Genomic DNA, 23,584 nt, shown 5'->3' with positions numbered 1-23,584 from the left:
AGCCCCGCGCCCCTTCAGGGCGCCTGTCGAACCGGTGACAATTGCGCTGCGACGCTGTCCAACAGCATCTCCAAGGCCGTTGGATACGCGCTCTCGACCATGCGCGTTGCCAGCAGCGGGGCCGCCTCGGCGATGCGGGGGTGGGTGGTGCGGGGCAGGCGGGCGTACGTCGAGCGCCACATCGCCTCGTCTGCGCGGAGCGAGGCGCTCGGCAGGGCCAGGGACGCCGCGTCGAGGGCGGCGAAGGCCAGGGTCTGGTCGATGAACGCATGGTAGATCCGGACGGTGTCCGGGAGCGGGAGGCCGGCCGTGCGCAGGACGTCGAGCACCGCCTCGTCGGCGGCCAGTTCGTTGGCGCGGCCGGTGACGCGGCTCGCCGTGAGCTGGGCGGCCTGCGGGTGGGCGACGTACGCGGCGTGGATGCGCAGGCCGATCGCGCGCAGGTCGGCCCGCCACTCCCCCGTCGGCTCCCAGCCGCGCAGTGCCTGCCCGACCAGGGCGTCACCGATGGCCAGGGTCAGTTCGTCCATGCCCCGGAAGTAGCGGTAGAGCGTGCTGGGGTCGGCGTCCAGGGCGAGGCCGAGGCGGCGGGCGGTCAGGCCCGCGCTGCCGTGTTCGCGGAGCATGCGCAGAGCCGTGTCGACGATCAGCTGCTCGGACAGGACGGTGCCGCTCCTGGTCGGACGGCGCCGTCGCCGTTTCTCCTCCGGCACCACCGGTTTCGGCATCGCGGCCTCCCTGTGCGCCCTTATGCCAACGCCATTGACCTTATCCCGACGACCGGCGTTGTATCACCGGTGAGACAACGGCACTGAAGGAGTCCTTGCCATGCGTGTACTGCTCGTGGGAGCCGGTGGTGTGGGTGGTGCGATCACCCGGATCGCGGCCCGGCGTCCGTTCTTCGACGCGATGGTGGTCGCCGACTACGACCTGTCCCGGGCGGAGGCCGCGGTCGCCGCGCTCGGGGACGCCGGCGCCCGGTTCCGTGCCGAGCGGCTGGACGCGAACGACGAGGAGGCCGTCGTCGCGGCGCTGCGCGCGCACGACTGCGACGTGCTGCTGAACGCGACCGACCCGCGCTTCGTCCTCCCCCTGTTCCGTGCGGCGCGGGCCGCCGGTGCGAACTACCTCGACATGGCGATGTCGTTGTCACGGCCGCATCCGGACCGGCCGTACGAGGAGTGCGGGGTCAAGCTCGGGGACGCGCAGTTCGAGGACGCGGCCGAGTGGGAGAAGGCGGGCGCGCTGGCACTCGTCGGGATGGGGGTGGAGCCGGGTCTCTCCGACGTGTTCGCGCGGTACGCCGCCGACGAACTCTTCGACGGGATCGAGGAGATCGGCATCCGCGACGGCGCCAACCTCACCGTCGACGGCTACGACTTCGCGCCCTCCTTCTCCATCTGGACCACGATCGAGGAGTGCCTGAACCCGCCGGTCGTCTACGAGGCAGACCGCGGCTGGTTCACCACGGAACCGTTCAGCGAACCCGAGGTGTTCGACTTCCCCGAGGGCATCGGCCCGGTGGAGTGCGTGAACGTGGAGCACGAGGAGGTGCTGCTGGTGCCGCGCTGGGTCGACGCGAAGCGGGTCACCTTCAAGTACGGGCTGGGCAACGAGTTCATCGGGACCCTGAAGACCCTCCACCTGCTGGGACTCGACCGCACCGAGCCGGTCACCGTGTCGAGCGCTTCGGGGCCCGTCGCCGTATCGCCGAGGGATGTCGTCGCCGCCTGTCTGCCCGACCCCGCGACGCTGGGCGACCGTATGCACGGCAAGACCTGCGCGGGCACCTGGGTGCGCGGCACGAAGGACGGGGTGCCGCGCGAGGTGTACCTCTACCACGTGGTCGACAACCAGTGGTCGATGGCGGAGTACGGCTCCCAGGCCGTGGTGTGGCAGACCGCGATCAACCCGGTGATCGCCCTGGAGCTGCTGGCCACGGGCGCGTGGACCGGCGCGGGAGTGCTGGGCCCGGAGGCGTTCCCGGCCGGCCCGTTCCTGGACCTGCTGACGGCGTACGGCTCGCCGTGGGGTCTGCGGGAGCAGTGACCCCGCTCAACTCCCCTCCGGCGAGGGCGAGTCGGGAAGCCGCAGGGTGAACGTGGAGCCGGTGCCGGGTGTGCTCGCCGCCTCGACCGTGCCGTCGTGGGCGGCGGCCAGGTCACGGACGATGGACAGGCCGAGGCCACTGCCCCCGGTGCGGCGGCTGCGGGACTGGTCGGCGCGCCAGAACCGCTCGAAGACGTGCGGGAGGTCCTCGGGCGCGATACCGGTGCCGGTGTCGGTGACGGTCAGGACGGCCCGGTCGCCCTCGCGCCACGCGGTGAGGGTCACCGTGCCGTCGACCGGTGTGTGGCGCAGCGCGTTGGACACGAGGTTGCCGAGCACCTGGCGCATGCGGACCGGGTCCGCGTCCAGCCAGAGGGTGCGGTCCGCCTTGGTGAGCAGGGCGACCCCGGCCGTGTCGGCGGTGACCCGGTACGCGGCGGCGACCTGGTCGAAGAGGTCCTCGACGCGCACGGGTTCGCGGTGCAGCCGCAGGGTTCCGGCGTCGGCGGCGGCGAGGTCCTGGAGGTCGTCGATGACGCGTTGGAGGACCATCGCCTCCTCGTGCAGCGAGCCGAGGAGCGCCGGGTCGGGTTCGACGAAGCCGTCCCGGGTGACCTCCAGCCAGCCCCGGATGTTGGTGAGCGGGCTGCGCAGTTCATGGGCGATGTCGCTGACCATGGCCTTGCGCTGGGCCTCCATGCGTTCGCGGCGATCGGCGAGGTCGTTGAAGGCCTCGGCCAGGATGCCGGTCTCGTCCCGGGTCCGCACCGGCACCCGGACGTGCAGCTCCGGCGGCTGCTGGGCCGCCTCGGTCAGCACGCGCAGGGGCCGTACCAGCCGGGTGGCGACCACGGCCGTCACCAGGACGGTGAGTGCCAGCACGGCCGCTGCCGCGCCGACGACCTTGGTCTTGTTCGCCGGGGAGACGTCGAAGCGGGGCGCGGTGGTGTCGCCGCCGCCCAGGAACAGTTCGGCCACCGGCGCGACGTAGGGCTCGAGTTGGGCGCGGCGGGCGCTGTCGGTGCAGGCCTCCGCCTTGCGGATGTCGGCCTTGTCGCCCAGCTTGGTGTACGCGCCCGTGATGTAGCGGGAGCCGAGGCTCTTGTCGAAGACGTCGACGCCGAAGTAGGGGACCGCGAACTTCAGGCCTTGCTTCTGATAGCAGGGCTGGGCGCGCAGGATCAGGTCCTTCAGCGCCTTGCTCTCGGTGGCGGTCGGGGTGTTGAGCTTCCCGTCGGCGCATGTCTCGGGCACATAGCCGTTGGCGTCGTTGCCGTCCCCGTCGGTGAGGACGGGGCGGCCGCTCGGCGTCATCGTGATGGTCGTGTCGATCCCGGCCTGGGCGAAGCACCGATGCCGGTCCTCGGCGAGCAACTCCAGGCGGGCGCGTTCCTTCGCGGGCAGCCGGTAGGGTCCTACGACCCGGGGATCGATGCCGCTGAGCTGTGCGCCGGGCTGCGTGTAGGTGTCGGTGTGCAGCGGGTCGATGTTCGCGGCGGCGCGGGGCGGCAGTGAGGTGCCGTGCGCCGCGGAGTCGGCGATGAGGGTGCGGTCGGTGGCGGTGAGGGCGATACGACGGCCCATCTTCTTCGACAGGGCGACGAGTGTGGGCCGCACGCCATTCCACTCGGGGTGGGTCGCGGCGTATCCGCTGAGCTGCGCGAGGATGCGCGTGTCGTCGGCGAGGTCCTGGCCCTGTTCCTCCCGGATGGCCCGGGTGGTGGTCTCCACCGCGAGCCAGGCCGTCGCCCCGACCGAACAGAGGGCGATCAGCACGGTGGCGACGAGCAGCCGGACCAACAGCCGCTTGCGCAGCGGTATCCGGGGCCTCACGCGCGACCGCCGCGCAGCTTGTAGCCGACGCCGAACACGGTCAGCAGCCGGGCCGGTTTGCGTGGGTCGGCCTCTATCTTCCGGCGCAGGTTCATGATGTGGACGTCGACGGCCCGTTCCGTGGACGCCCGGTCCAGGCCCCTGGTGTACTGCAGCAACTGCCGCCGGGAGAAGACCCGTTCGGGCTCGGCGGTCATCGCGAGCAGGATCTCGAACTCGGCCGGTGTGCAGTCCACCGGCGCCCCGTCGCAGCGCACCTCGTGCCGTGCGGGATCTACGGAGAGACCCGCCGCCCGTACGACGGTGTCCTCCTGTCTGCTCTCGGCGGTACGGCCGCTGCGCCGCAGGACCGTGCGGATGCGGGCCATCAGTTCGCGGGGGCTGTAGGGCTTGGTCATGTAGTCGTCGGCGCCGAGTTCCAGGCCGAGCAGGACGTCGTCCTCGGTGGAGCGGGCGGTGAGCATCAGGATGGGGATGTCGTCCTCGCGCAGCACCCGGCACACCCCGAAGCCGTCGATCACGGGCAGCATGAGGTCGAGCACCACGAGGTCGGGCCGCAGTGTCCGGGCCGCGGTGATGGCGGCGCCCCCGTCGTGGACCACGGTCGCGGTGTGGCCCTCGGTCAGCAGGGAGCGTCGTATCAGCTCGGCCTGCATCTCGTCGTCCTCGGCGACCAGCACATGTGCGCACATTGGGCGGATCCTAGGCGGTCAGCGCGAGAGGGACGCGGCGTCGCCCATGACGACCACGGGATGCCTGGCCGGGTCCAGGGTGCGCAGCAGTTCCTTCATGTGGTCCTCGGCGATGCTGACGCAGCCGTGGGTGGGGCCGCCGTGGTCGACGTGGATCCAGATGCCGCCGCCCCGCGAGGCGCCGAGGGGGCGGGTCCAGTCGAGGGGTGAAGTGCCGGGCTGCCGGTTGTAGTTGATGGCGATCACGTAGTCGAAGGACCCGGCCAGCGGTTCGCCCTCGAAGCCGGTGCCTGGCGAGACGAAGCCCGAGCCCTGGTCGTACGACAGCTTGGTGCCGGGGTCCTTGAGCAGTCCGCCCGCGTCCGTGAGCGAGTACACACCGATCGGTGAGCGCAGGTCACCGGCCATGTGGTGGTTCGACCAGCCTCTGAGCGCGTTGTGCGCGGCCCAGCTCGCGGTCCGCTGCCAGCCGTCGTCGGTGCGCTCGTAGAGGGCGAGGGTGGAGACGGAGGAGTTCGCGCCGCGGCCGGTCACCAGGACGACCTGCTCGGTGCCGGCGGGTATTCGGGCGAGCGTCTTGGGCCCCACGCCCGGGAGTTGGCGGGGTGCGGCCTCGGCGGATATCGCCGAGGAGGGCGAGGCCGGGGGCGTGGAGGCGGGAGCGGGAGTGGCGGACGGGTGGTCCGTCGCCGCCACCGCACCGCCGCCGCATCCCGTGAGAAGCAGGGACACGGCGACGAGTGCGACCGGGGACATACGAGTGATCATGAGTCGACGATGACCGACACATGTGAGGAACTCGTCAGCTCCTACGGCTTGGCCGGCTTGCCTTTCGTGTAGAGCCAGGTGTGGAACAGAACGTCCAGCTTCTTCCCCGACTTCTGTTCCGCAAGGCTGATGAACTGTGCGGTGGTGCCGTGCCCGTAGCGGTGTCCGCCCGCCCAGGCCCGCAGGATCGCGAGGAAGGTCTTGTCGCCGACGGCCAGGCGCAGTTCGTGCAGTGCCATGGCCCCGCGGGCGTACACGGGTGTGCCGAAGATGTTGGCGCCGCTGCCCGGGTCGCCGGGCGGGAACGCCCACAGGTCGTCGGTCGCCGCGCGGGCGTACAGCGCGTCGAAGGTCTGCTGGGCGGTCTTCCCGCCGTGCTGCTCGCTGTAGAGCCACTCCGCGTAGGTGGCGAAGCCCTCGTTGAGCCAGATGTCCTTCCAGGAGGTCAGCGAGACGGAGTCGCCGAACCACTGGTGGGCGTTCTCGTGCACGAGGGTGCTGAGGTCCGGCGCCGAGTCGTAGATCGGCCGCCCCTGCGTCTCCAGGGCGTAGCCGACGTCCGGGGCGTGGTCGACGATCGACCCTGCCGAGCGGAACGGGTACGGGCCGAACAGCTTGCTCTCCCACTCCAGGACGGAGGGCAGCTTCTTCAGCACGGGCGCGGCGGCGGTGGCCTCGCGGGGGTCGACGGCGTTGTACACCTTGACCCCGTCGCGGGTGGTGTACTGCTCGACCTTGAACTTCCCGACCGTCGCGGTGGCGAGATAGGCGGCCATCGGCTCGGGTGCGTGCCAACGGAAGGTGGTCTTCCCGTGCGCCGTCTTCTGGCTCTGGAGAACGCCGTTGGCGACCGCGGTGCGTCCCTGAGGGACGGTGATCGTGAAGTCGTACGACGACTTGTCCTTGGGGTGGCTGTTCGCCGGGAACCACGTCATCGCGCCCTGCGGCTCGCCCGCCACGAAGGCGCCGTCGTCGGTGGCGATCCAGCCGTCCGCCGAGCCGTCCGGGTCGGTGACCTGCTTGGGGACTCCGTTGTAGGTGACGGCGATCTGGAACTCCTGCCCCTTGCGCAGGGCCTTGCGCGGGGTGACGACGAGTTCCTGTCCGTCGCGGCGGAAGGCGGCCTTGACGTGGTCGACGGTCAGGCCGGTGATCGTCAGGCCCTTGAAGTCGAGGTCGAAGCGGGTGAGCTTCTCGGTGGCGCGGGCGGTGAGGACCGCCTTGCCGTCGAGGTGGCGGCTCGCCGGGTCGTAACGGAGCGTCAGGCCGTAGTGGGCGACGTGGTAGCCGCCGTTGCCGGAGAGCGGGAAGTACGGGTCGCCCACGCCTGACGAGCCGATCGTGGTGGCTCCGTCCGGCGCCGCGGCGGCGAGCAGGGCCGCGACGGCGACGGGGACGGTGGCCACGACGGCGCTGCGGCGGAGGACGGCGGTGCGTCTTGTGGACGGCTGCCGGGGGTGCGTCACATGCGCTCCTACAGAGTGAGGGGTGATCATTCGTCTCAGAGACTAGGCCGACCGTCCCCTCGGAATCCCTCATGTGCGGGTCAAGTTACGCCGCGTCGCCCCCGCGCCGGGTGTGTCCCCGGACGTAGGCTCGCGGGCACCACCGCCACCCGAGGGAGCCCGCCCGTGACCGTACGCGTGCGCCGTGTCTACGATCCGCCCGAGCCGGAGGACGGCGTCCGCGTCCTGGTCGACCGGTTGTGGCCGCGAGGCCTGTCCAAGGACGCGGCCCGCGTCGACGAGTGGCCCAAGGCCCTGACCCCGTCGAACGAACTGCGCCGCTGGTACCACGCGGGCGAGGGGTCCTACGACGAGTTCGCCGGCCGGTACGAGGCGGAGCTCGCCGAGCCGGAGGCGGCCCAACTCCTGCACACCTTGCGGAACTTGGTCCGTATGGGACCGGTGACCCTGCTGACGGCGGTCAAGTCGCCGCAGGAGAGTCACGCGTCGGTGCTGGCCCGCCTCCTCGACAGCTGAGGCGACGGGCCGTGGCGTCCGGTCAGGCGGTCTGCTTGGCCGCCGCGCGGCCCGCGGCGCGGCCGGAGAAGAGGCAGCCGCCGAGGAAGGTGCCTTCGAGTGCGTTGTAGCCGTGCACGCCACCGCCGCCGAAGCCGGCCACCTCGCCCGCCGCGTAGAGTCCGCCGATCGGCTTTCCGTCGGCGCCCAACGCCTGTGAGTCCAGGTCGGTCTGGATCCCGCCGAGGGTCTTGCGGGTCAGGACGTGCAGCTTGACGCCGATGAGGGGGCCGGCGGCCGGGTCGAGGATGCGGTGCGGGGTGGCCACGCGGCCCAGGCGGTCGCCGATGTAGCGGCGGGCGTTGCGGATGCCCTGGATCTGGGAGTCCTTGCTGTACGGGTTGGCCATCTGGAGGTCGCGGGCCTCGATCTGGCGGCGCACCACGGCCGCGTCGAGCAGCGGTTTGTCGGTCAACTGGTTCATTTTCTCGACCAGTTGCTCCAGGTTGCCGGCGGTCACGAAGTCCGCGCCCTTGCGCAGGAAGGCGTCCACCGGACCGGGCGCGCCCTTGCCGAGGAGGCGGTCGCGCAGCACGGCCTTCTTGTCCTTGGCGGTGATGTCGGGGTTCTGCTCGGAGCCCGAGAGCGCGAACTCCTTCTCGATGATCTTCTGCGTGAGGATGAACCAGGAGTGGTCGTGGTCCGCCAAGTCCGCTGTGGTGCGCAGGTACTTGAGGGTGTTGAGGGTGTCGTAGCCCGGCAGGCACGGGTCGGGCAGGCGGCGGCCGAGGGCGTCGAACCACAGGGAGGACGGGCCGGGCAGGATGCGGATGCCGTGTCCTGGCCAGACCGGGTTCCAGTTCTGCAGGCCCTCGGTGTAGTGCCACATGCGGTCGCGGTTGACCAGTCGTACGCCCGCCTCGGCGCTGATGTCGAGCATCCGGCCGTCGACGTAGGCGGGGACGCCGGTGACCATCTCGGCGGGCGGGGTGCCGAGGCGCTCGGGCCAGTACTGGCGGACGATGTCGTGGTTGGCGCCGATGCCGCCGGTGGTGACGACGACGGCCTGCGCGGTGAGTTCGAACGCGCCGATCGCCTCGCGGCTGGAGGAGACTCCGCGCGCCGAGTCGTCCTCGGCGAGGACGGTGCCGCGCACGCCGCGTGCCTCGCCCTCCGCGACGACCAACTCGTCGACCTGGTGGCGGTAGTAGAAGGTGAGCAGTCCGTCGCGGGCGGCCTGCTTCGCGTAGTTCACGAAGGGTTCTACGACCCCTGTGCCGGTGCCCCAGGTGACGTGGAAGCGCGGGACGGAGTTGCCGTGTCCGTGGGCGCGCAGGTCGCCGCGTTCCGCCCAGCCGACGGTGGGCAGCAGCTTGATGCCGTGGCCGTCGAGCCAGGTCCGCTTCTCGCCGGCCGCGAACTCGACGTAGGCGCGCGCCCAGCGCACCGCCCAGGAGTCCTCGTCGTCGACGCGGTCGAAGCCGGCGCTGCCCTGCCAGTCGTTCCAGGCGAGGTCGAAGGAGTCCTTGATGCCGAGGCGGCGCTGCTCTGGCGAGTCGACGAGGAACAGCCCGCCGAAGGACCAGAAAGCCTGCCCGCCGAGGTTGGCGGCGTTCTCCTGGTCGACGAGCGCGACCCGGCGTCCCCGGCTGGTCAGTTCATGGGCCGCGACCAGACCGGCCAGCCCGGCTCCGACGACGATGACGTCCGCATCCATGGCGACCGTTGCCTTTCTCATTCGGGGGCGCGGCTGCCGTCGGTCAGCAGCGCGGTGAGGAGTTGCTTGAGCCAGACGCGGGCGTGCTCGACGTCCTTGTCCAGCAGGAGTTGAGTGGTGACGCCGTCGTACGCGGCGACCACGGCGTACGCCGCCGCGTCCAGGTCGCCGAGCACGGCGGGGAGTTCGGCGAGGCCCCGGGCGCGGGCCAGGCGGTGCGCGATCGCCCCGCGCAGCCGGGCCCGGTGTCCGAGCAGAGTCTGCGCCACGGCGGGGTCGCGGGCCGCGTGCACCAGGAAGTCGGTCTTCACCAGGAGCCAGTCCAGGTCGAGGAGCAGCACGTCGGTGACGCGGTCCACGGCGGCCGGGACGTCGAGGTCGGGGCCGTCGAGGGCGAGCGCGCCGGCCACCTGCTCGGCGATCAGGTCGGCGCGCTCCTGGTAGAGCGCGAAGAACAGCCCGTCCAGGCTGTCGAAGTTCGAGTAGAAGGCACCCCTGCTGTAGCCGGCGGCCTCGCAGACCTCCTCGATGGAGACCCGGCCGAAGCCTTTCGCGGCGAACACGGCGAACGCGGCGTCCAGCAGATTGGCGCGCGTACGCACCCGGCGCCTGGTCACCCGCTTGGCCGTCGCCTCCGCCACCATGCCCGGACCTCCGCGTCCCGATGTTCGATACGCGAATGTATCCGATACACCGGTGTATCGAAAGAGCCGCATTCAAATGGGAACAGATATTCGAATAAGGAGTACGCTGGTCCCATGACCGCGCACCACCTCCAGGGCTCCCTCTTCGACCAGGCCGACCGGCTCCGCCTCGGCCCCCTCCACGGGATCCGCCGGACCACGCTGGGTCTCGGCGCCTGGATCGACGTGCTGCCCGGGTGGCTGAGCGGCGCCGACGCCCTGTTCGAGGAGCTGGCCGGCGGGGTGCCGTGGCGCGCCGAGCGGCGTCAGATGTACGACCAGGTCGTGGCCGTACCCCGGCTGCTGGCCTTCTACGGCGAGGACGACGCGCTGCCGCACCCGGTGCTGACCGAGGCCCGGGACGCGCTCTCGGCGTACTACGCGCGGGAGTTGGGCGAACCGTTCACCACATCAGGGCTGTGCTACTACCGGGACGGCCGGGACAGCGTGGCCTGGCACGGCGACCGGATCGGGCGGGGTGCCCGCGTGGACACGATGGTGGCGATCCTCTCCGTGGGCGCGCCCCGCGACCTGCTGCTGCGTCCGCTGCGCGGTGGTGCGTCGGTGCGGCACGCGCTGGGGCACGGCGATCTGATCGTGATGGGCGGCTCCTGTCAGCGGACCTGGGAACACTGCGTCCCCAAGACCACCCGAGCCGCGGGACCGCGCATCAGCGTGCAGTTCCGCCCGGACGGCGTGCGCTGAGGCGGAGAGGCGGCCGCTTCGGACGCGCGCGGGGGCCGCCTCCGGCGGACGGTGCCGGAGGCGGCTTCCCCCGCGCGCGCAAGGACTGTACGCGTCTGGTTGGCTGGATCCCGAATGACTGGCCGGATCCGAACAGCACCACCAGGCAAGGAACGATCATGCGGGCAGAAGTACGCCAAGTCGCCGACGCCGTCTACCTCGTGCACGGCAGCAACACCAACTGGGTGATCCTCACCGACGGCGACACCGCCACGCTGGTGGACACCGGGTATCCCGGGGACCGCGGGCTCGTGCTCGACTCCCTTGAACAGGTGGGGAGTTCGGCGAAGGCGGTCTCGGCGGTGCTCCTCACCCACGCCCACAACGACCACCTCGGCTCGGCCGAGTACCTGCACAGCACCCACGGCACGCCCGTCTACGCGCACGAGGCCGAAGTGCCGCACGCCCGCCGGGAGTTCCTGCAGCAGGTGACCCTGGGCGACGTGCTGAAGAACGCCTGGCGTCCCGGCGTACTGCCGTGGGCGGTGCACACGATCCGCTCCGGAGGCATGGAGCAGCATCCGGTCGCCGAGGCCGAGGCCTTCCCGGCCGGGGGCGGTCCGCTCGATCTGCCCGGCCGGCCCGTCCCCGTGCACACCCCCGGCCACACGGGCGGGCACTGCGTGTTCCATCTCCCGGACAGCGGGATCGTGATCTCCGGGGACGCCCTGGTCAGCGGCCATCCGACCTCGCGGATCAAGGGCCCGCAGCTGCTGCCCGGCATGTTCCACCACGAGCGCGACCGTGCCGTCACCTCGCTGGACGTCCTCGAAGCGCTCGACGCGGACACCCTGCTTCCCGGCCACGGTCCTCTGCACTCCGGTCCGATCCGTGAGGCGACGCAGCGCGCCCGCGAACTCGCGCTCTAGGGTCGTCCCATGGCACTGCAGATCAACGCGACCAACCCCGAGCATCCGGTGCTCCTGCTGGAACTGCCCTGGGACGTTCCGCTGGAGGAGTGGCCCGACGAATACCTGGTGCCGCTGCCGCGCGGCATCTCCCGCCACGTGGTGCGCTACGCGCGCGCCGGCAGCGAGGTCATAGCCGTCAAGGAGCTGGCGGAACGGCCCGCGCTGCGCGAGTACGAGCTGCTGCGCGACCTGGACCGGCTCGGCATCCCCGCCGTCGACCCCCTCGCCGTGGTCACCGGACGCGCCGACACGGCCGGCGAGCCGCTGGAACCGGTGCTGATCACCCGCCACTTGGGCGGCTCGATGCCGTACCGCTCGATGTTCGAGACGACGCTGCGGCCGGCCACCATGCACCGGCTGATGGACGCGCTGGCCGTGCTGCTGGTGCGGCTGCACCTGGCCGGGTTCGCGTGGGGCGACTGCTCGCTGTCCAACACGCTGTTCCGGCGGGACGCGGGCGCCTACGCCGCGTATCTCGTGGACGCGGAGACCGGCGACCTGCACGCGCGGCTCAGCGACGGGCAGCGGGAGTACGACCTCGATCTCGCCCGCGTCAACATCAGCGGGGAGCTGCTCGACCTGGAGGCGTCCGGGGCGCTGCACCCGTCCGTGGACCCGATCGAGTTCGGCATGGAGATCTGCGCCCGCTACCAGGGTCTGTGGGAGGAGCTGACGCGGGTCTCGGTGTACCCGGCGGGCAAGTACCACTTCATCGAGCGCCGGATCCGGCGCCTCAACGAACTCGGCTTCGACGTGGCCGAGATGCAGATCGAGCACTCCTCGAACGGCGACACCGTCACCTTCGTGCCGAAGGTCGTCGACGCGGGCCACCACCAGCGCCAACTACTGCGGCTGACCGGTCTGGACGCCGAGGAGAACCAGGCGCGGCGGCTGCTCAACGACCTCGAGTCCTGGATGGCCACCCAGGACGACTACGCCCCGGGCGATCCCCTCGCCGCCCGGCCCGAGGTGCTCGCGCACCGGTGGGTGCGGGACGTGTTCCGGCCCACCGTGCGGGCCGTACCGCTGGAGCTGCGCGGGTCGATGGACTCGGCCGAGATCTACCACGAGCTGCTCGAACACCGCTGGTACCTGGCCGAGCGGGCGCAGCACGACATCGACCTGGACACGGTGGTCGAGGACTACATCACCAACATCCTGCCGAAGGTGCGCGAGACCCTGGAGCCGGCCTCGGCGGAGTAGCGGGGTCAGTCCGTGCCGGGCGGGCCCGTGGTGCCCCGGACCACGAGACGCGGTGCGACGACCTGTTCGCCGTCCGGTACGGCCTCGCCGTCGAGGCGGGCGATGGCGCGGCCGACGGCGAGTTCCGCGAGGCGGGGGATGTCCTGGGCGACCGTGGTGAGGTCGATGTGGGCGAGCCGCGACAGGCTGGTGTCGTCGAAGCCGACCACGGAGATCTCGCCGGGGACGGCGACACCGGCCCGCAGGAAGGTGTCGAGGACCCCCGTGGCACAGCGGTCGTTGAAGGCGAGGACCGCGCTGGGCCGGGTCTTCTCCGCGAGCAGGGTTCTGGCGGCGCGCGCGCCGTCGTCCTCGGTGAGTCCGCCGGGCAGGACCTGGATGTGTTCGTCGAGGCCGTGGCGGTGCATCGCGGTGCGGTAGCCGCGGCGGCGGTCGGCGGCGCCGGGCGCCCGGCCGCCGTCGATGTGGGCGACGGCCCGGTGGCCGAGCGCGACGAGGTGGTCGACGGCCTGGCGGGCGCCCTCGCCGTCGGCGGTGCGGACGACGTCCACGGCCGGCGGGGCGGGCCGCAGCCGCCGGGCCACCGAGACGACCGGGACCTGTGTCGCGAGGTGCGCGAGGCGGGTGGCCGGGACCTCGGGGCCGAGCAGGACCAGCGCCTCGCAGCGGTCGGCGAGCAGCGCCTCCACGGCCTGCCGCTCGCCGCGCGTGGGCGCCACCGCGCTGAGCGCCACCTGATAGCCGGCGGGCTCGGCGGCTGCGTAGATGCCCTCCACCAGGTCGGTGTGGAAGGGATGGCGCAGCCCGAACTGCACACCGAGCAGGCGTGAGCGGTTGCTGCGCAGCACCCTGGCCCGGGTGTCGGGGCGGTAGCCGATCTCCTCGGCAGCCTTGAGCACCCGCTCGCGGGAGGCGGCGCTCGCGCCGTAGGCCCCGCGCATCACGATCGAGACCAGCGCGACGGAGACTCCCGCCCGGGCCGCGACATGGGCCAGGGTGGGCCGCTTGCCGTCGGGGACCTCGGGAGTGGCCGGCACGGGAGTCCTTACGGTCGAGGGGTACGGTCGCGGGTCGTCGCCTGCCGGGATCCTAACTGCTCGAGAGGGTTCTGCAACGTTCTAGAAGCAACCCGGGCAAAGCCTTGACACACCGATCCGGCAGTGGCGTACTACTGCCATCTAGAACGTTCTAGATGCGCGGCTGGAAGGGCGAGCGATCATGTACACGTTGGCGGTCTGTGCCGAGATGGTCTTCCGGGACCTGCCGATCCACGAGCGGGCCCGGCGCATCCACGAAGCCGGTTTCGAGGTCGAGATCTGGGACTGGACCCGGCACGACCTGGACGCGCTCACGCGGACCCCGGCCGAGTTCTCGTCGATGACGGGCTACATCCGGGGCAGCCTCACCGACGAGGCCGGCGCCGCCGAACTCCTGCGCACCGCCGAGGAGTCGGTCAAGGCCGCGGATCAACTGGGCTGCACGCGGCTCAACTTGCACGGCACGGGCCTGAACTCCGAGGGCCTGCCGGTGGTTCCGGTGCGCGGCGAACCCACGGGCCCGATGTGGATCGCCGCCCACCGCACCCTGACCCGCCTCGCCGAGCTGGGCGAGAGCGCCGGGGTCACCTTCACACTGGAGAACCTCAACTCCGCCGTCGACCACCCGGGCGTCCCGTTCGCCACGGCCGCCGACACCCTGGCCCTGGTCAAGGCGGTGGACCGCCCCGGCCTGCGGATGAACCTGGACCTGTACCACGCGCAGATCGGCGAGGGGAACCTCATCGAACTCGTCCGCAAGGCACACCGGTTGGACCTGATCGGCGAGATCCAGGTCGCGGACGTCCCCGGCCGCCAGGAGCCCGGCACCGGCGAGATCAACTACCCGGCCATCGCCCGCGCCCTCGCCGACATCGGCTACGACGGCACGGTCGCGATGGAGGCCTGGGCCTCGGACGCCGACAGCGAACGCGCCCTGGACCGCTTCCGCAAGGCGTTCACGGTCTGAGCCGGCACCGCCCCCGCACCGCGTTCACGATCTGCCCCGCCACCGCTTCCCACGGCCTCACGGAGGACCCGCATGACCACCCAACTCCCCCTCTCCGTCGGCCTCGTGGGCGCGGGCCGCATGGGCTCCTTCCATGCCGAGACCCTCGCCCGCCGGCTGCCCGGCGTCCGCCTCGCCGCCGTCGCCGACCCGGCTCCGGGCGGCGCACGGCGCCTGGCCGACCGGCTCGACTGCCCCACCGCGTACACCGGGATCGGCGACCTGTTCGCGGACCCGGCGGTCGACGCGGTGGTGATCGCGACACCGGCCCGCACCCACGCCGACCTGGTCGAGGCGGCGGCACGCGCGGGCAAGGCGGTCTACTGCGAGAAGCCGATGGCGACCACCCTCGCCGACGCCGACCGCGCCATCGCTGCGGCCGCAGAGGCGGGCGTACCACTCCAGGTCGGCTTCAACCGCCGCTACGACGCCGGGTTCCGGGCCGCGCACGACAAGGTGGCCGCGGGCGCCATCGGCACCCCGCAGCTCCTGCGCTCGCTCACCCGCGACCCCAAGCTGGCCGACCCCTCCCCCATCCCGCCGTGGACGATCTTCCTCGAAACCCTCATCCACGACTTCGACACCCTGCGCTACCTCAACCCGGGCTCCGAACCGGTCGAGGTCTTCGCCATGGCCGACGCCCTGGTCCGCCCCGACTTCAAGGACCGCGGCCTGCTCGACACGGCCGTGGTCACGATCCGCTTCGACAACGGCGCCCTCGCCACCGCGGAGGCCAACTTCCAGGCGGTGTACGGCTATGACGTGCGCGGCGAGGTCTTCGGCTCGGCGGGCATGCTGACGATGGGCGACATCCGGCGCACCCATCTGACGTCCTACGGCGCCGACGGCATCGCGGCCGAGACGATCGCCTACGACCAGGATCTGTTCCACGAGGCCTACGCCGCCGAGCTGGCCGACTTCGCCGACAGTGTCCGCACAGGGCGTACCCCGTCGGCCACCGGCGCCGACGCCCGCGCCGCGCTGACGATCGCGCTGGCGGCCATCAGGTCGGTGGAGAAGGGCGTACCGGTACGCATCGAGGACATCTGAGGTCAAGGAGTGGGCACCACGGCCACCGGGCACTCCGCGTGGTGCAGCACCCCGTGCGCGACCGAGCCGATCCGCGCGCCCACCGCCGTCCGGTGGGCGCGCCGCCCGACGACCATCAGCTGCGCCGGCCCGGCCACCGACAGCAGCACCTGCCCCGCGCTGCCCATCTCGATGTGCTCGACGACGGGCACGTCGGGGAAGCGCTCCCGCCATGGCTCCAGCGCCTCGGCGAGGGCCTTCTTCTCGTACGGCTCCAGCCCGCCGGCCTCGTCGAGGAGCTTCATGGAGCCCGGGCTGTAGGCGAACACGGGCGGGAGGGTCCACGCCCGCACGGCCCGTACGGTGGCGCCGCGTGCCGCCGCCGTCGCGAAGGCGAAGCCGAGCGCGGCGGCGCTGTCCTCGGGGTCTCCCTGCTGGCCCACGACGATCTCGCGCCCGCCGGCCTCCCCGGACGCCTCGTCCCCGGCGCGCACGAGCACGACGGGCCGTACGGCGTCGGCGATCACCTGCTGTCCGACCGACCCGAGCAGGAAGCCGACGACGGGCCCGTGCCCGCGCGAGCCGAGCACCAGTAGTTCGGACTCGGCAGCGGCGGCGGTCAGGGTGTCGACGGGGTCGCCCTCCAGGACGCCGGTGGTCACGTCCAGGCCGGGGTGGCGTTCGGCGAGTGTCCGGGCCGCCTCGGCGGCCGCGTCCCGCACCCAGCGGTCCTGGGTCTCCCGGTCCCCCGTGTCGAGGGCGTGGTGCTCCTCGTACCGCCACACATGTGTCACGCGCAGCGCCAGCCCCCGCCGTACGGCCTCCCGGCCCGCCCAGGCGAGCGCGGCGAGACTCTCCGCCGATCCGTCGACCCCTGCCGTGATCGGACGTGTCATTCCGTGGCCTCTCTGTGGTGCGGTCACCTGTGTCGGGCCCAGTCTTCACTACCCTGCGCGCATGACCTTGGAGTGGGAGCAAGTGGTCGTGGACGCGGCCGAGCCCGTCGCGCTGGGACGCTGGTGGGCCGAGGCGCTCGGCTGGGTGGTGGTGGGCGAGGCCCCGGACGAGTTCGAGATCCGCCCGGAACCGGACCGCCTGCCCGGGCTGCTGTTCGTGCCGGTGCCCGAGCGCAAGACCATCAAGAACCGGCTGCATCTGGACTTCAGGCCCGACGACCAGGAGGCCGAGGTGATCCGGCTGCTGGCCCTGGGGGCGCGGACCGTGGACATCGGGCAGGGCGAGCAGTCGTGGGTGGTGCTGGCGGACCCGGAGGGGAACGAGTTCTGCGTGTTGCGCTCCCGGAGCCACTGAGCCGCCGGTCTCGGGCGTAGCGGAGCGCACCGGGGCGATCGAACATACGATGATGGGGAGCCGGCGCGGTGACAACGGCGCCGCCGTGCCGTGAAGCCGACCACTCGGGGTGGGAGACGTATGGCACAGGCCGCCGAATCCGCGCGGACCGTCATCATGACCGTGGACGACGATCCGGGAGTTTCCCGTGCGGTCGCCCGTGACCTGCGGCGGCGCTACGGCGAGTCGTACCGGATCGTGCGTGCGGAGTCGGGCGAGTCCGCGCTCGACGCGCTGCGCGAGCTGAAGCTGCGCGGGGATCTCGTCGCGGTGATGCTTGCCGACTACCGCATGCCGCAGATGAACGGCATCGAGTTCCTGGAGCAGGCCCTCGACATCTATCCGGGCGCCCGTCGGGTGCTGCTGACCGCGTACGCGGACACGGACGCGGCGATCGACGCGATCAACGTCGTGGACCTCGACCACTATCTGCTGAAGCCCTGGGACCCGCCCGAGGAGAAGCTGTACCCGGTCCTGGACGACCTCCTGGAGGCGTGGCGGAACAGCGACTACCGGCCCGTGCCCGCCACCAAGGTGGTCGGACACCGCTGGTCGGCGCGCTCCTCGGACGTGCGGGAGTTCCTGGCCCGCAACCAGGTGCCGTACCGCTGGTACTCGGCGGACAGCCCGGAGGGGCTGCGGCTCCTGTCGGCCGCCGGGGAGGACGGGCAGCGGCTGCCGCTCGTCGTCACCGCCGACGGGTCGGTGCTGGTCGAACCCGAGGCACCCGAGCTGGCCGCGGAGGTGGGGCTCGCGACCACGCCGACGGCCGACTTCTACGACCTCGTCGTCATCGGCGGCGGTCCGGCCGGGCTGGGCGCGGCCGTCTACGGGGCCTCGGAGGGGCTGCGGACCGTCCTCGTGGAGCGGTCGGCGACCGGCGGGCAGGCCGGGCAGAGTTCGCGGATCGAGAACTACCTCGGCTTCCCGGACGGCGTGTCCGGGGCCCAACTCACTGATCGGGCAAGGCGACAGGCCACCAAGTTCGGCGCCGAGATCCTCACGGCGCGCGAGGTCACGGGGCTGGAGGCCAACGGGTCGGCTCGGGTGGTGCACTTCGCGGACGGTTCGGCCGTCGCCGCGCACGCCGTGATCCTGGCGACCGGTGTCTCGTACCGGCAGCTGGAGGCACCCGGCACGCCCGATCTGACGGGCTGCGGGGTCTACTACGGCTCGGCGCTGACCGAGGCCGCCTCCTGCCAGGGACACGACGTGTACATCGTCGGCGGCGCCAACTCGGCGGGCCAGGCGGCGATGTATCTGGCCCGGGGCGCCAAGTCGGTGACCCTGCTGGTGCGTGGGCCCTCGCTGGCCGCGTCGATGTCGTACTACCTGATCCAGCAGATCAACGAGGCGGAGAACATCTCCGTGCGCACCGGCACCGTCGTCGACGCGGCGCACGGTTCCGACCATCTGGAGCAGCTCACCCTGCGCGACACCGACACCGGGGCGACCGAACTCGTCGACGCGCAGTGGATGTTCGTGTTCATCGGCGCGGCCCCGCTGACCGACTGGCTCGACGGTGCGGTGCTGCGCGACGAGCGCGGGTTCATCCTGGCCGGGCCCGACCTCAGCGCGGACGGAAAGCCGCCCGCGGGCTGGGAGTTGGACCGGTCGCCGTACCACTTGGAGACCAACATTCCCGGCGTGTTCGTGGCGGGCGACGCGCGCGCCGAGTCCGCGAAACGCGTCGCGTCCGCCGTCGGAGAGGGAGCCATGGCCGTGATGCTCGTCCACCGCTACCTGGAGCAGTCATGAGCGGAAAGGTGCTGCCCTGCAGCCCGCAGGAGATCGGCACGCTGTTCCTGTTCGAGAAGCTGACGCCGGAGCAGCTCGGCAGGCTGTGCTGCGACGGCCAGGTGGAGCAGTTCGAGGCCGGGCCCGTCTACACCGAGGGCGACCCCGCCACCTGCTTCTACGTCATGATCGAGGGCACCGTGGTGCTCTCGCGCCGCGTCGGCGAGGACGACGTGGAGGTCGCCCGCACCTCGCAACGCGGCGTCTACACGGGCGCGATGCAGGCCTACATCGGGGACCGGGTGCAGCAGGTCTACCTCAACTCGATGCGGGTGACGGAGCCGACGCGGTTCTTCGTGCTGCCCGCCGAGACCTTCGCGGCCATCATGAGCGAGTGGTTCCCGATGGCCGTCCATCTGCTGGAGGGGCTCTTCTTCGGCCAGAAGAGCAGCCAGTTGGCGATCAGCCAGCGTGAACGGCTGCTGGCACTGGGCTCGTTGTCGGCCGGGCTCACGCACGAGCTCAACAACCCCGCCGCCGCCGCCGTCCGGGCCACCTCGACGCTGCGCGAGCGGGTGGCGAAGATGCGGCACAAGCTGCGCGTCATCTCTTCCGGGCCCTATTCGCGGGAGGACCTCGCCAACCTCATCGACATCCAGGAGCGCACGGCCGAACGGGTCGCCAAGGCACAGACGTTGAGCCCGCTGGAGGCCTCTGACCGCGAGGACGAACTCACGGACTGGCTCGACGACCACGGTGTCACGGAGTCCTGGCAGATCGCGCCGACGTTCGTACAGGCCGGCCTCGACGTCGAGTGGCTCGACCAGGTCGCGGCGGCCGTGGACGAGGAGATCCTGCCGGGCGCGATCGGCTGGCTCAACTACACGGTAGAGACAGAGCTGTTGATGACGGAGATCGAGGACTCCACGACCCGCATCTCCAACCTCGTGGGCGCCGCCAAGCAGTACTCGCAGCTGGACCGCGCCCCCTACCAGGTCGCCGATGTGCACGAACTCCTCGACAGCACCCTGCTGATGCTCGGTGGAAAGGTCGGCGACCGCATCAAGGTCGTCAAGGAGTACGACCGTACGCTCCCGAAGATCCCGGCCTATCCGGCGGAGCTCAACCAGGTGTGGACGAACCTGATCGACAACGCGGTCTCCGCCATGAACAGCACGGGCGGTGAAGGCACGTTGACAGTGCGGACGGCGCTGGTGCGCGACCAGCTGATGGTGGAGTTCCGTGACACGGGGCCGGGTGTTCCGGCGGAGATCCGCAGCCGTATCTTCGATCCGTTCTTCACCACCAAGCCGGTGGGCGAGGGCACGGGCCTCGGTCTGGACATTTCCTGGCGGATCGTCGTCAACAAGCACCACGGCACGCTCCAGGTGGAGTCGGTACCGGGCGACACCCGCTTCCAGGTCCTGCTCCCCCTCACCGCCACGGACAACGAGACGCCCGAGGAGTCCGCATGAACGACATCACCGGAATCGACACCAGTGTGCCGCCGAGCGGCGCGGGCTGCGTGGAGTGCGACGCCGCCCAGGGCTGGTGGTTCCACCTCCGGCGGTGCGCGCAGTGCGGTCACGTGGGCTGTTGCGACGACTCCCCCGCCAAGCACGCCACGGCCCACTACCAGTCCACGGGCCACCCGTTCATCCAGAGCTACGAGCCGGGCGAGGACTGGTTCTGGAACTTCAGCACCTCCGAGCTGTACGACTCCGGCCCCGAGCTCGCCGCCCCGGTGAGCCACCCGAAGGACCAGCCGGTGCCGGGACCGGCGGGACGCGTCCCGGCGAACTGGGCCGAGACACTGCGCTGACCAAGACCGCCGGGCGGGAGCTGCCTTCCGCCCGGTGGCCAGGTGCGTTGTCAGTGGCGCGTGCCAGGATGGGGGCGTGTCGCAATCCGTAGCAGCAGCGCCGCTCATCGGCCGGGACGAGGAGGTCGCCCGCCTCGCCGGTGTACTGGAGCGTGCCCGCGCGGGCACGGCGGGAGCGGTACTGATCGCCGGGGACGCGGGCGTCGGCAAGACCCGGGTCCTGGACGAGCTCGCCGGTCGGGCCGCCGACGCCGGGATGACGGTCCTCACCGGGCACTGCGTCGACCTCGGTGACGTGGGTCTGCCCTATCTGCCGTTCACCGAGATCCTCGGAGCGCTCGCCGGCGACGACCGTTTCGCCGCCGCCCTGGCCGCGCATCCGGCGGTCGACCGGCTGCTCGGCGCGGGCACGGACGCGGCCCGGGACGCGGGCGGCAGACTGCGCCTCTTCGAGGGCATCGCCGGACTGCTCGCCGACCTCTCCGACATCGCTCCCCTGCTGCTGGTCCTGGAGGACCTGCACTGGGCCGACCAGTCCTCCCGCGACCTGCTCCGCTTCCTCCTCAGCCGGGGCATCCTCCAGCGCCCGGCGGGCGGCGCGCCCACCCACCGCCTCGCGGTCTTCGCGTCGTACCGCGCGGACGACCTCCACCGCCGCCATCCCCTACGGCCCCTGCTCGCCGAGTTGGTGCGGCTGCCCGCCGTGGAGCGCCTGGAGCTGCGGCCCATGGGGGACGCGGAGGTCGCCCGGCTGGTGCGCGCGCTGCGCACGGGCCCGGTGCCGGACGGCACGGTCCGCCGGATCGTCGAGCGCGCCGAGGGAAACGCCTTCTACGCCGAGGAGTTGCTCGCGGCCACCGACATGGAGGCGGGCGGTGTGCCGAGCGGTCTGGCCGACGTCCTGCTGATCCGCTTCGAGCAACTCTCCGACACCGCCCAGCAGGTGCTGCGCACCGCCGCCGTCGCCGGGCGCCGCGTCGAGTACGACCTGCTGCGGGACGCGGTCCAATTCCCGGAGGACGAGCTGGAGTCGGCGCTGCGGGAGGCCGTCGAGCGGCAGCTCCTGGTCCCCGGGCACGGCGACACGTACTCCTTCCGGCACGCCCTCGCCCGCGAGGCGGTGTACGCGGATCTGCTGCCCGGCGAGCGCTCCCGGCTGCACGGCTCGTTCGCCCGTCTCCTCGCCGGGCGCGGCCACCCCGCCGAGAGCGCGGCCGAGCGCGCCCACCACTACCGCGAGAGCCACGACCTGGCCGAGGCCCTGGCCGCCTCCCTGGAGGCCGCCGACCACGCCCAGCGCGTGGGCGCGCCCGCCGAGGAGCTACGGCATCTCGAGACCGCCCTCGACCTGTGGCGGTCGGTCGACCCGGCGGCCCGGCCCGCCGGCGAGGGCATCGACAGCGTGACCCTCACCCTGCGCGCCTCGGCCGCGGCGGCGCACGCCGGGGACACGCACCGCGCGGTCTCCCTCACCCGGTCCGCACTCGCCGGGATCGGCCAGGACACGGACGCCGAGCTGGCCGCCCGGGTCCGCTACACGCTGGCCGGCAACCTCATGGACGTCGACAGCCTCACCGCCGCGTTCGCCTACAGCAGCGAGGCCCTCGCGATGATCCCCGCCGAACCGCCCTCGCCGACCTGGGTGTGGGCGGCGGCCACCCATGTGCTGACGGCACGGCAGGTCGGTGAGGACGAGATCGCGCTGCGCGTCGCCCGGCAGGCCCTGCGCACCGCCGAGGAACTCCAACTGGTCGACGCCCGGGCCGATCTACTGATCTCGCTGGCCACGCTCGAAAAAGGCGGCCGGCGCACGAAGGAGGGCCGCGAGCGGCTCGCCCAGGCCCGCGAGCTGGCCCGGCAGGCCGGGCACGCGCCCGTGGAGATGCGCGCCCTGTTCCATCTGGCCATCGGCAACTTCGAGTCAGGGCACCTGGAGGAGTCCCTGCCCTGGCTCACCGAGGGACTGGACCGGGCCCGTCGCGCCGGGCTGCTGTCCTCACCGTACCCGCTGGAGATGCGCTACCTCCAACTCCTGGTGCTGTACACACTCGGCCGCTGGGACGAGTGCGAGAAGGCCGCCACGAACGATGCGAAGGTGTTGCCGCGAATGGGCGGCTTCACCATGGGACCGGCACTGTATGTGGCGCTGGCGCGCGGCGACTTGAAGGCCGCCGACCGGGCGCGCGCCCTGCTGGAGGGGCCGTTCGACTGGATGGCGGCCATGGTGGCGGGCATCGTACTGACCGACGCGGGCGGCTCGCGGGACGAACCCGAGGCGGCCGTGGAGGCGATGCGCTCTACGGTCGCGGCGCTCACCGACGATTCCGGCCGGCGTCCCGATCTCACGGTCCGGCTCGCCGCCCTCGCCCTCGCCCCGGTCGCCGACCGGGCCGCCGCGCTGCGGCTGACGGGTGACGAGGCGGGGGTGCGCCGCTGGACCGAGACCGCGACGGAACTCGTCGAGCTGGCGCGGGCCGTGGCACAGGAGGGCGACGGCCACCGGCCGCAGGGGCCGGAGGGAATGGCCTGGCTGGCGCGCGCCGAGGCGGAGTGGACGCGGGCGATCGCGGGACCGGACGCTGCGGCCTGGGAGAAGGCGGTGACCGCGTTCGACTACGGCGATGTCTACGAACGGGCGCGCTGCCAATTCCGGTTCGCCGAAGCCCTGTTGGCCGCCGACCGGCGCGAGGAGGCCGCCACCCAGGCCCGTGCGGCCCGGGAGACGGCCGCCCGGCTCGGTGCCGCGCCCCTGCTCGCCCGGCTGGACACCCTCGTCCGCCGTGGCCGCCTCGGCGACCCGGTGGCGGACGGCGGGGAGCGCCCCTCTCCGCTGACGGCCCGCGAGCAGGACGTGCTGCGGCTGCTCGCGCTGGGCCGCAGCAACCGCCAGATCGGCGAGGAGCTGTTCATCACCGGCAAGACGGCGAGCGTCCATGTCTCCAACATCCTCGCGAAGCTGAGCGCCGCGAGCCGTACGGAGGCGGTGGCGATCGCCTACCGGCAGGGTCTGATCACCCCGGAGGCGACGGCGTCCGGCTGAGG

General features: G+C 71.9%; 21 protein-coding genes. 12 read left to right on the top strand and 9 right to left on the bottom strand.

Features of this window, described 5'->3' with window-relative positions; translation table 11 throughout:
• Positions 1 to 14: 14 nt before the first annotated feature.
• A complete protein-coding gene (locus tag SSP08S_RS19180) occupies positions 15 to 728 on the bottom strand; it encodes a TetR/AcrR family transcriptional regulator (RefSeq protein ID WP_019069236.1) in 714 nt (237 codons plus the stop codon).
• 100 nt (positions 729 to 828) lie between these two features.
• Here SSP08S_RS19180 and SSP08S_RS19175 point away from each other — a divergent pair, with 100 nt between their 5' ends.
• On the top strand, positions 829 to 2,049 hold the full coding sequence (locus tag SSP08S_RS19175) for a saccharopine dehydrogenase family protein (protein ID WP_019069235.1): 1,221 nt from the start codon (positions 829 to 831) through the stop codon (positions 2,047 to 2,049).
• 6 nt (positions 2,050 to 2,055) lie between these two features.
• On the opposite strand, the gene SSP08S_RS19170 is transcribed toward SSP08S_RS19175, so the two are convergent.
• The 4 genes from SSP08S_RS19170 to SSP08S_RS19155 are packed head-to-tail and all read right to left on the bottom strand — an operon-like array spanning position 2,056 to position 6,808.
• Positions 2,056 to 3,882 carry a HAMP domain-containing sensor histidine kinase gene (locus tag SSP08S_RS19170; protein ID WP_026178635.1) on the bottom strand — a complete coding sequence of 609 codons (1,827 nt, stop codon included), beginning with the start codon at positions 3,880 to 3,882 and terminating at the stop codon, positions 2,056 to 2,058.
• Positions 3,879 to 4,574, bottom strand: coding sequence for a response regulator (locus SSP08S_RS19165; RefSeq protein ID WP_019069233.1), 696 nt, complete (start codon positions 4,572 to 4,574; stop codon positions 3,879 to 3,881). Before SSP08S_RS19165 ends, SSP08S_RS19170 begins: the two co-directional genes overlap by 4 nt.
• 18 nt (positions 4,575 to 4,592) lie before the next feature.
• A complete protein-coding gene (locus SSP08S_RS19160) occupies positions 4,593 to 5,342 on the bottom strand; it encodes a L,D-transpeptidase family protein (protein ID WP_026178634.1) in 750 nt (249 codons plus the stop codon).
• A 41-nt stretch (positions 5,343 to 5,383) separates the two neighbouring features.
• Positions 5,384 to 6,808 carry a M1 family metallopeptidase gene (locus tag SSP08S_RS19155; RefSeq protein WP_019069231.1) on the bottom strand — a complete coding sequence of 475 codons (1,425 nt, stop codon included), beginning with the start codon at positions 6,806 to 6,808 and terminating at the stop codon, positions 5,384 to 5,386.
• Between the two features lie 165 nt (positions 6,809 to 6,973).
• On the opposite strand from SSP08S_RS19155, the gene SSP08S_RS19150 reads away from it, so the two are divergent.
• The gene (locus SSP08S_RS19150) at positions 6,974 to 7,324 is read left to right on the top strand and encodes a DUF488 domain-containing protein (protein WP_019069230.1); all 351 of its coding nucleotides are present in this window, start codon (positions 6,974 to 6,976) and stop codon (positions 7,322 to 7,324) included.
• Positions 7,325 to 7,346: 22 nt separating this feature from the next.
• On the opposite strand, the gene SSP08S_RS19145 is transcribed toward SSP08S_RS19150, so the two are convergent.
• Together SSP08S_RS19145 and SSP08S_RS19140 are read right to left on the bottom strand one after the other, a co-directional pair.
• On the bottom strand, positions 7,347 to 9,020 hold the full coding sequence (locus SSP08S_RS19145; protein WP_019069229.1) for an FAD-binding dehydrogenase: 1,674 nt from the start codon (positions 9,018 to 9,020) through the stop codon (positions 7,347 to 7,349).
• A 17-nt stretch (positions 9,021 to 9,037) separates the two neighbouring features.
• Complete coding sequence (locus SSP08S_RS19140; protein ID WP_019069228.1) at positions 9,038 to 9,664, bottom strand: TetR/AcrR family transcriptional regulator; 627 nt, start codon at positions 9,662 to 9,664, stop codon at positions 9,038 to 9,040.
• Positions 9,665 to 9,778: 114 nt separating this feature from the next.
• On the opposite strand from SSP08S_RS19140, the gene SSP08S_RS19135 reads away from it, so the two are divergent.
• From SSP08S_RS19135 to SSP08S_RS19125, 3 genes are all read left to right on the top strand, one after another.
• Complete coding sequence (locus tag SSP08S_RS19135; protein ID WP_019069227.1) at positions 9,779 to 10,408, top strand: alpha-ketoglutarate-dependent dioxygenase AlkB; 630 nt, start codon at positions 9,779 to 9,781, stop codon at positions 10,406 to 10,408.
• Between the two features lie 158 nt (positions 10,409 to 10,566).
• The gene (locus SSP08S_RS19130) at positions 10,567 to 11,316 is read left to right on the top strand and encodes an MBL fold metallo-hydrolase (protein WP_019069226.1); all 750 of its coding nucleotides are present in this window, start codon (positions 10,567 to 10,569) and stop codon (positions 11,314 to 11,316) included.
• A gap of 9 nt (positions 11,317 to 11,325) precedes the next feature.
• Positions 11,326 to 12,561: a DUF4032 domain-containing protein gene (locus tag SSP08S_RS19125; protein WP_019069225.1), complete on the top strand. Its 1,236-nt coding sequence runs from the start codon at positions 11,326 to 11,328 to the stop codon at positions 12,559 to 12,561.
• Between the two features lie 5 nt (positions 12,562 to 12,566).
• Here SSP08S_RS19125 and SSP08S_RS19120 read toward each other — a convergent pair whose 3' ends face one another.
• Positions 12,567 to 13,598 carry a LacI family DNA-binding transcriptional regulator gene (locus tag SSP08S_RS19120; RefSeq protein ID WP_019069224.1) on the bottom strand — a complete coding sequence of 344 codons (1,032 nt, stop codon included), beginning with the start codon at positions 13,596 to 13,598 and terminating at the stop codon, positions 12,567 to 12,569.
• A gap of 181 nt (positions 13,599 to 13,779) precedes the next feature.
• Here SSP08S_RS19120 and SSP08S_RS19115 point away from each other — a divergent pair, with 181 nt between their 5' ends.
• On the top strand, positions 13,780 to 14,565 hold the full coding sequence (locus SSP08S_RS19115) for a TIM barrel protein (RefSeq protein WP_019069223.1): 786 nt from the start codon (positions 13,780 to 13,782) through the stop codon (positions 14,563 to 14,565).
• 72 nt (positions 14,566 to 14,637) lie between these two features.
• Positions 14,638 to 15,654, top strand: a complete 1,017-nt coding sequence (locus SSP08S_RS19110; RefSeq protein ID WP_019069222.1) for a Gfo/Idh/MocA family oxidoreductase — start codon at positions 14,638 to 14,640, stop codon at positions 15,652 to 15,654.
• Between the two features lie 2 nt (positions 15,655 to 15,656).
• Here SSP08S_RS19110 and SSP08S_RS19105 read toward each other — a convergent pair whose 3' ends face one another.
• Entirely contained in the window at positions 15,657 to 16,529 is an 873-nt protein-coding gene (locus SSP08S_RS19105) for a universal stress protein (protein ID WP_019069221.1), read from the bottom strand.
• 61 nt (positions 16,530 to 16,590) lie between these two features.
• On the opposite strand from SSP08S_RS19105, the gene SSP08S_RS19100 reads away from it, so the two are divergent.
• The 5 genes from SSP08S_RS19100 to SSP08S_RS19080 all read left to right on the top strand — a co-directional run bounded on the left by SSP08S_RS19100 (position 16,591) and on the right by SSP08S_RS19080 (position 23,582).
• Positions 16,591 to 16,944: a VOC family protein gene (locus SSP08S_RS19100; protein ID WP_043259527.1), complete on the top strand. Its 354-nt coding sequence runs from the start codon at positions 16,591 to 16,593 to the stop codon at positions 16,942 to 16,944.
• Between the two features lie 120 nt (positions 16,945 to 17,064).
• Positions 17,065 to 18,741, top strand: a complete 1,677-nt coding sequence (locus SSP08S_RS19095; protein ID WP_019069219.1) for an NAD(P)/FAD-dependent oxidoreductase — start codon at positions 17,065 to 17,067, stop codon at positions 18,739 to 18,741.
• Complete coding sequence (locus SSP08S_RS19090) at positions 18,738 to 20,195, top strand: ATP-binding protein (protein WP_019069218.1); 1,458 nt, start codon at positions 18,738 to 18,740, stop codon at positions 20,193 to 20,195. Before SSP08S_RS19095 ends, SSP08S_RS19090 begins: the two co-directional genes overlap by 4 nt.
• Positions 20,192 to 20,542 carry a UBP-type zinc finger domain-containing protein gene (locus tag SSP08S_RS19085; protein ID WP_019069217.1) on the top strand — a complete coding sequence of 117 codons (351 nt, stop codon included), beginning with the start codon at positions 20,192 to 20,194 and terminating at the stop codon, positions 20,540 to 20,542. The genes SSP08S_RS19090 and SSP08S_RS19085 overlap by 4 nt, the downstream gene beginning before the upstream one ends.
• Positions 20,543 to 20,618: 76 nt before the next feature.
• Positions 20,619 to 23,582: a helix-turn-helix transcriptional regulator gene (locus tag SSP08S_RS19080; RefSeq protein ID WP_019069216.1), complete on the top strand. Its 2,964-nt coding sequence runs from the start codon at positions 20,619 to 20,621 to the stop codon at positions 23,580 to 23,582.
• Positions 23,583 to 23,584 lie beyond the last annotated feature (2 nt).

This window comes from Streptomyces hokutonensis (assembly GCF_000376565.1).
GTDB lineage: Bacteria > Actinomycetota > Actinomycetes > Streptomycetales > Streptomycetaceae > Streptomyces > Streptomyces hokutonensis.
This window is presented reverse-complemented; position numbering and strand designations above follow the sequence as displayed.

Coding starts and splice junctions, on each gene's coding strand:
- SSP08S_RS19110 (WP_019069222.1), top strand. CDS start 14,638: ATGACCACCCAACTCCCCCTCTCCGTCGGCCTCGTGGGCGCGGGCCGC.
- SSP08S_RS19160 (WP_026178634.1), bottom strand. CDS start 5,342: ATGATCACTCGTATGTCCCCGGTCGCACTCGTCGCCGTGTCCCTGCTT.
- SSP08S_RS19180 (WP_019069236.1), bottom strand. CDS start 728: ATGCCGAAACCGGTGGTGCCGGAGGAGAAACGGCGACGGCGCCGTCCG.
- SSP08S_RS19175 (WP_019069235.1), top strand. CDS start 829: ATGCGTGTACTGCTCGTGGGAGCCGGTGGTGTGGGTGGTGCGATCACC.
- SSP08S_RS19085 (WP_019069217.1), top strand. CDS start 20,192: ATGAACGACATCACCGGAATCGACACCAGTGTGCCGCCGAGCGGCGCG.
- SSP08S_RS19090 (WP_019069218.1), top strand. CDS start 18,738: ATGAGCGGAAAGGTGCTGCCCTGCAGCCCGCAGGAGATCGGCACGCTG.
- SSP08S_RS19125 (WP_019069225.1), top strand. CDS start 11,326: ATGGCACTGCAGATCAACGCGACCAACCCCGAGCATCCGGTGCTCCTG.
- SSP08S_RS19115 (WP_019069223.1), top strand. CDS start 13,780: ATGTACACGTTGGCGGTCTGTGCCGAGATGGTCTTCCGGGACCTGCCG.
- SSP08S_RS19135 (WP_019069227.1), top strand. CDS start 9,779: ATGACCGCGCACCACCTCCAGGGCTCCCTCTTCGACCAGGCCGACCGG.
- SSP08S_RS19095 (WP_019069219.1), top strand. CDS start 17,065: ATGGCACAGGCCGCCGAATCCGCGCGGACCGTCATCATGACCGTGGAC.
- SSP08S_RS19105 (WP_019069221.1), bottom strand. CDS start 16,529: ATGACACGTCCGATCACGGCAGGGGTCGACGGATCGGCGGAGAGTCTC.
- SSP08S_RS19130 (WP_019069226.1), top strand. CDS start 10,567: ATGCGGGCAGAAGTACGCCAAGTCGCCGACGCCGTCTACCTCGTGCAC.
- SSP08S_RS19145 (WP_019069229.1), bottom strand. CDS start 9,020: ATGGATGCGGACGTCATCGTCGTCGGAGCCGGGCTGGCCGGTCTGGTC.
- SSP08S_RS19165 (WP_019069233.1), bottom strand. CDS start 4,574: ATGTGCGCACATGTGCTGGTCGCCGAGGACGACGAGATGCAGGCCGAG.
- SSP08S_RS19100 (WP_043259527.1), top strand. CDS start 16,591: ATGACCTTGGAGTGGGAGCAAGTGGTCGTGGACGCGGCCGAGCCCGTC.
- SSP08S_RS19140 (WP_019069228.1), bottom strand. CDS start 9,664: ATGGTGGCGGAGGCGACGGCCAAGCGGGTGACCAGGCGCCGGGTGCGT.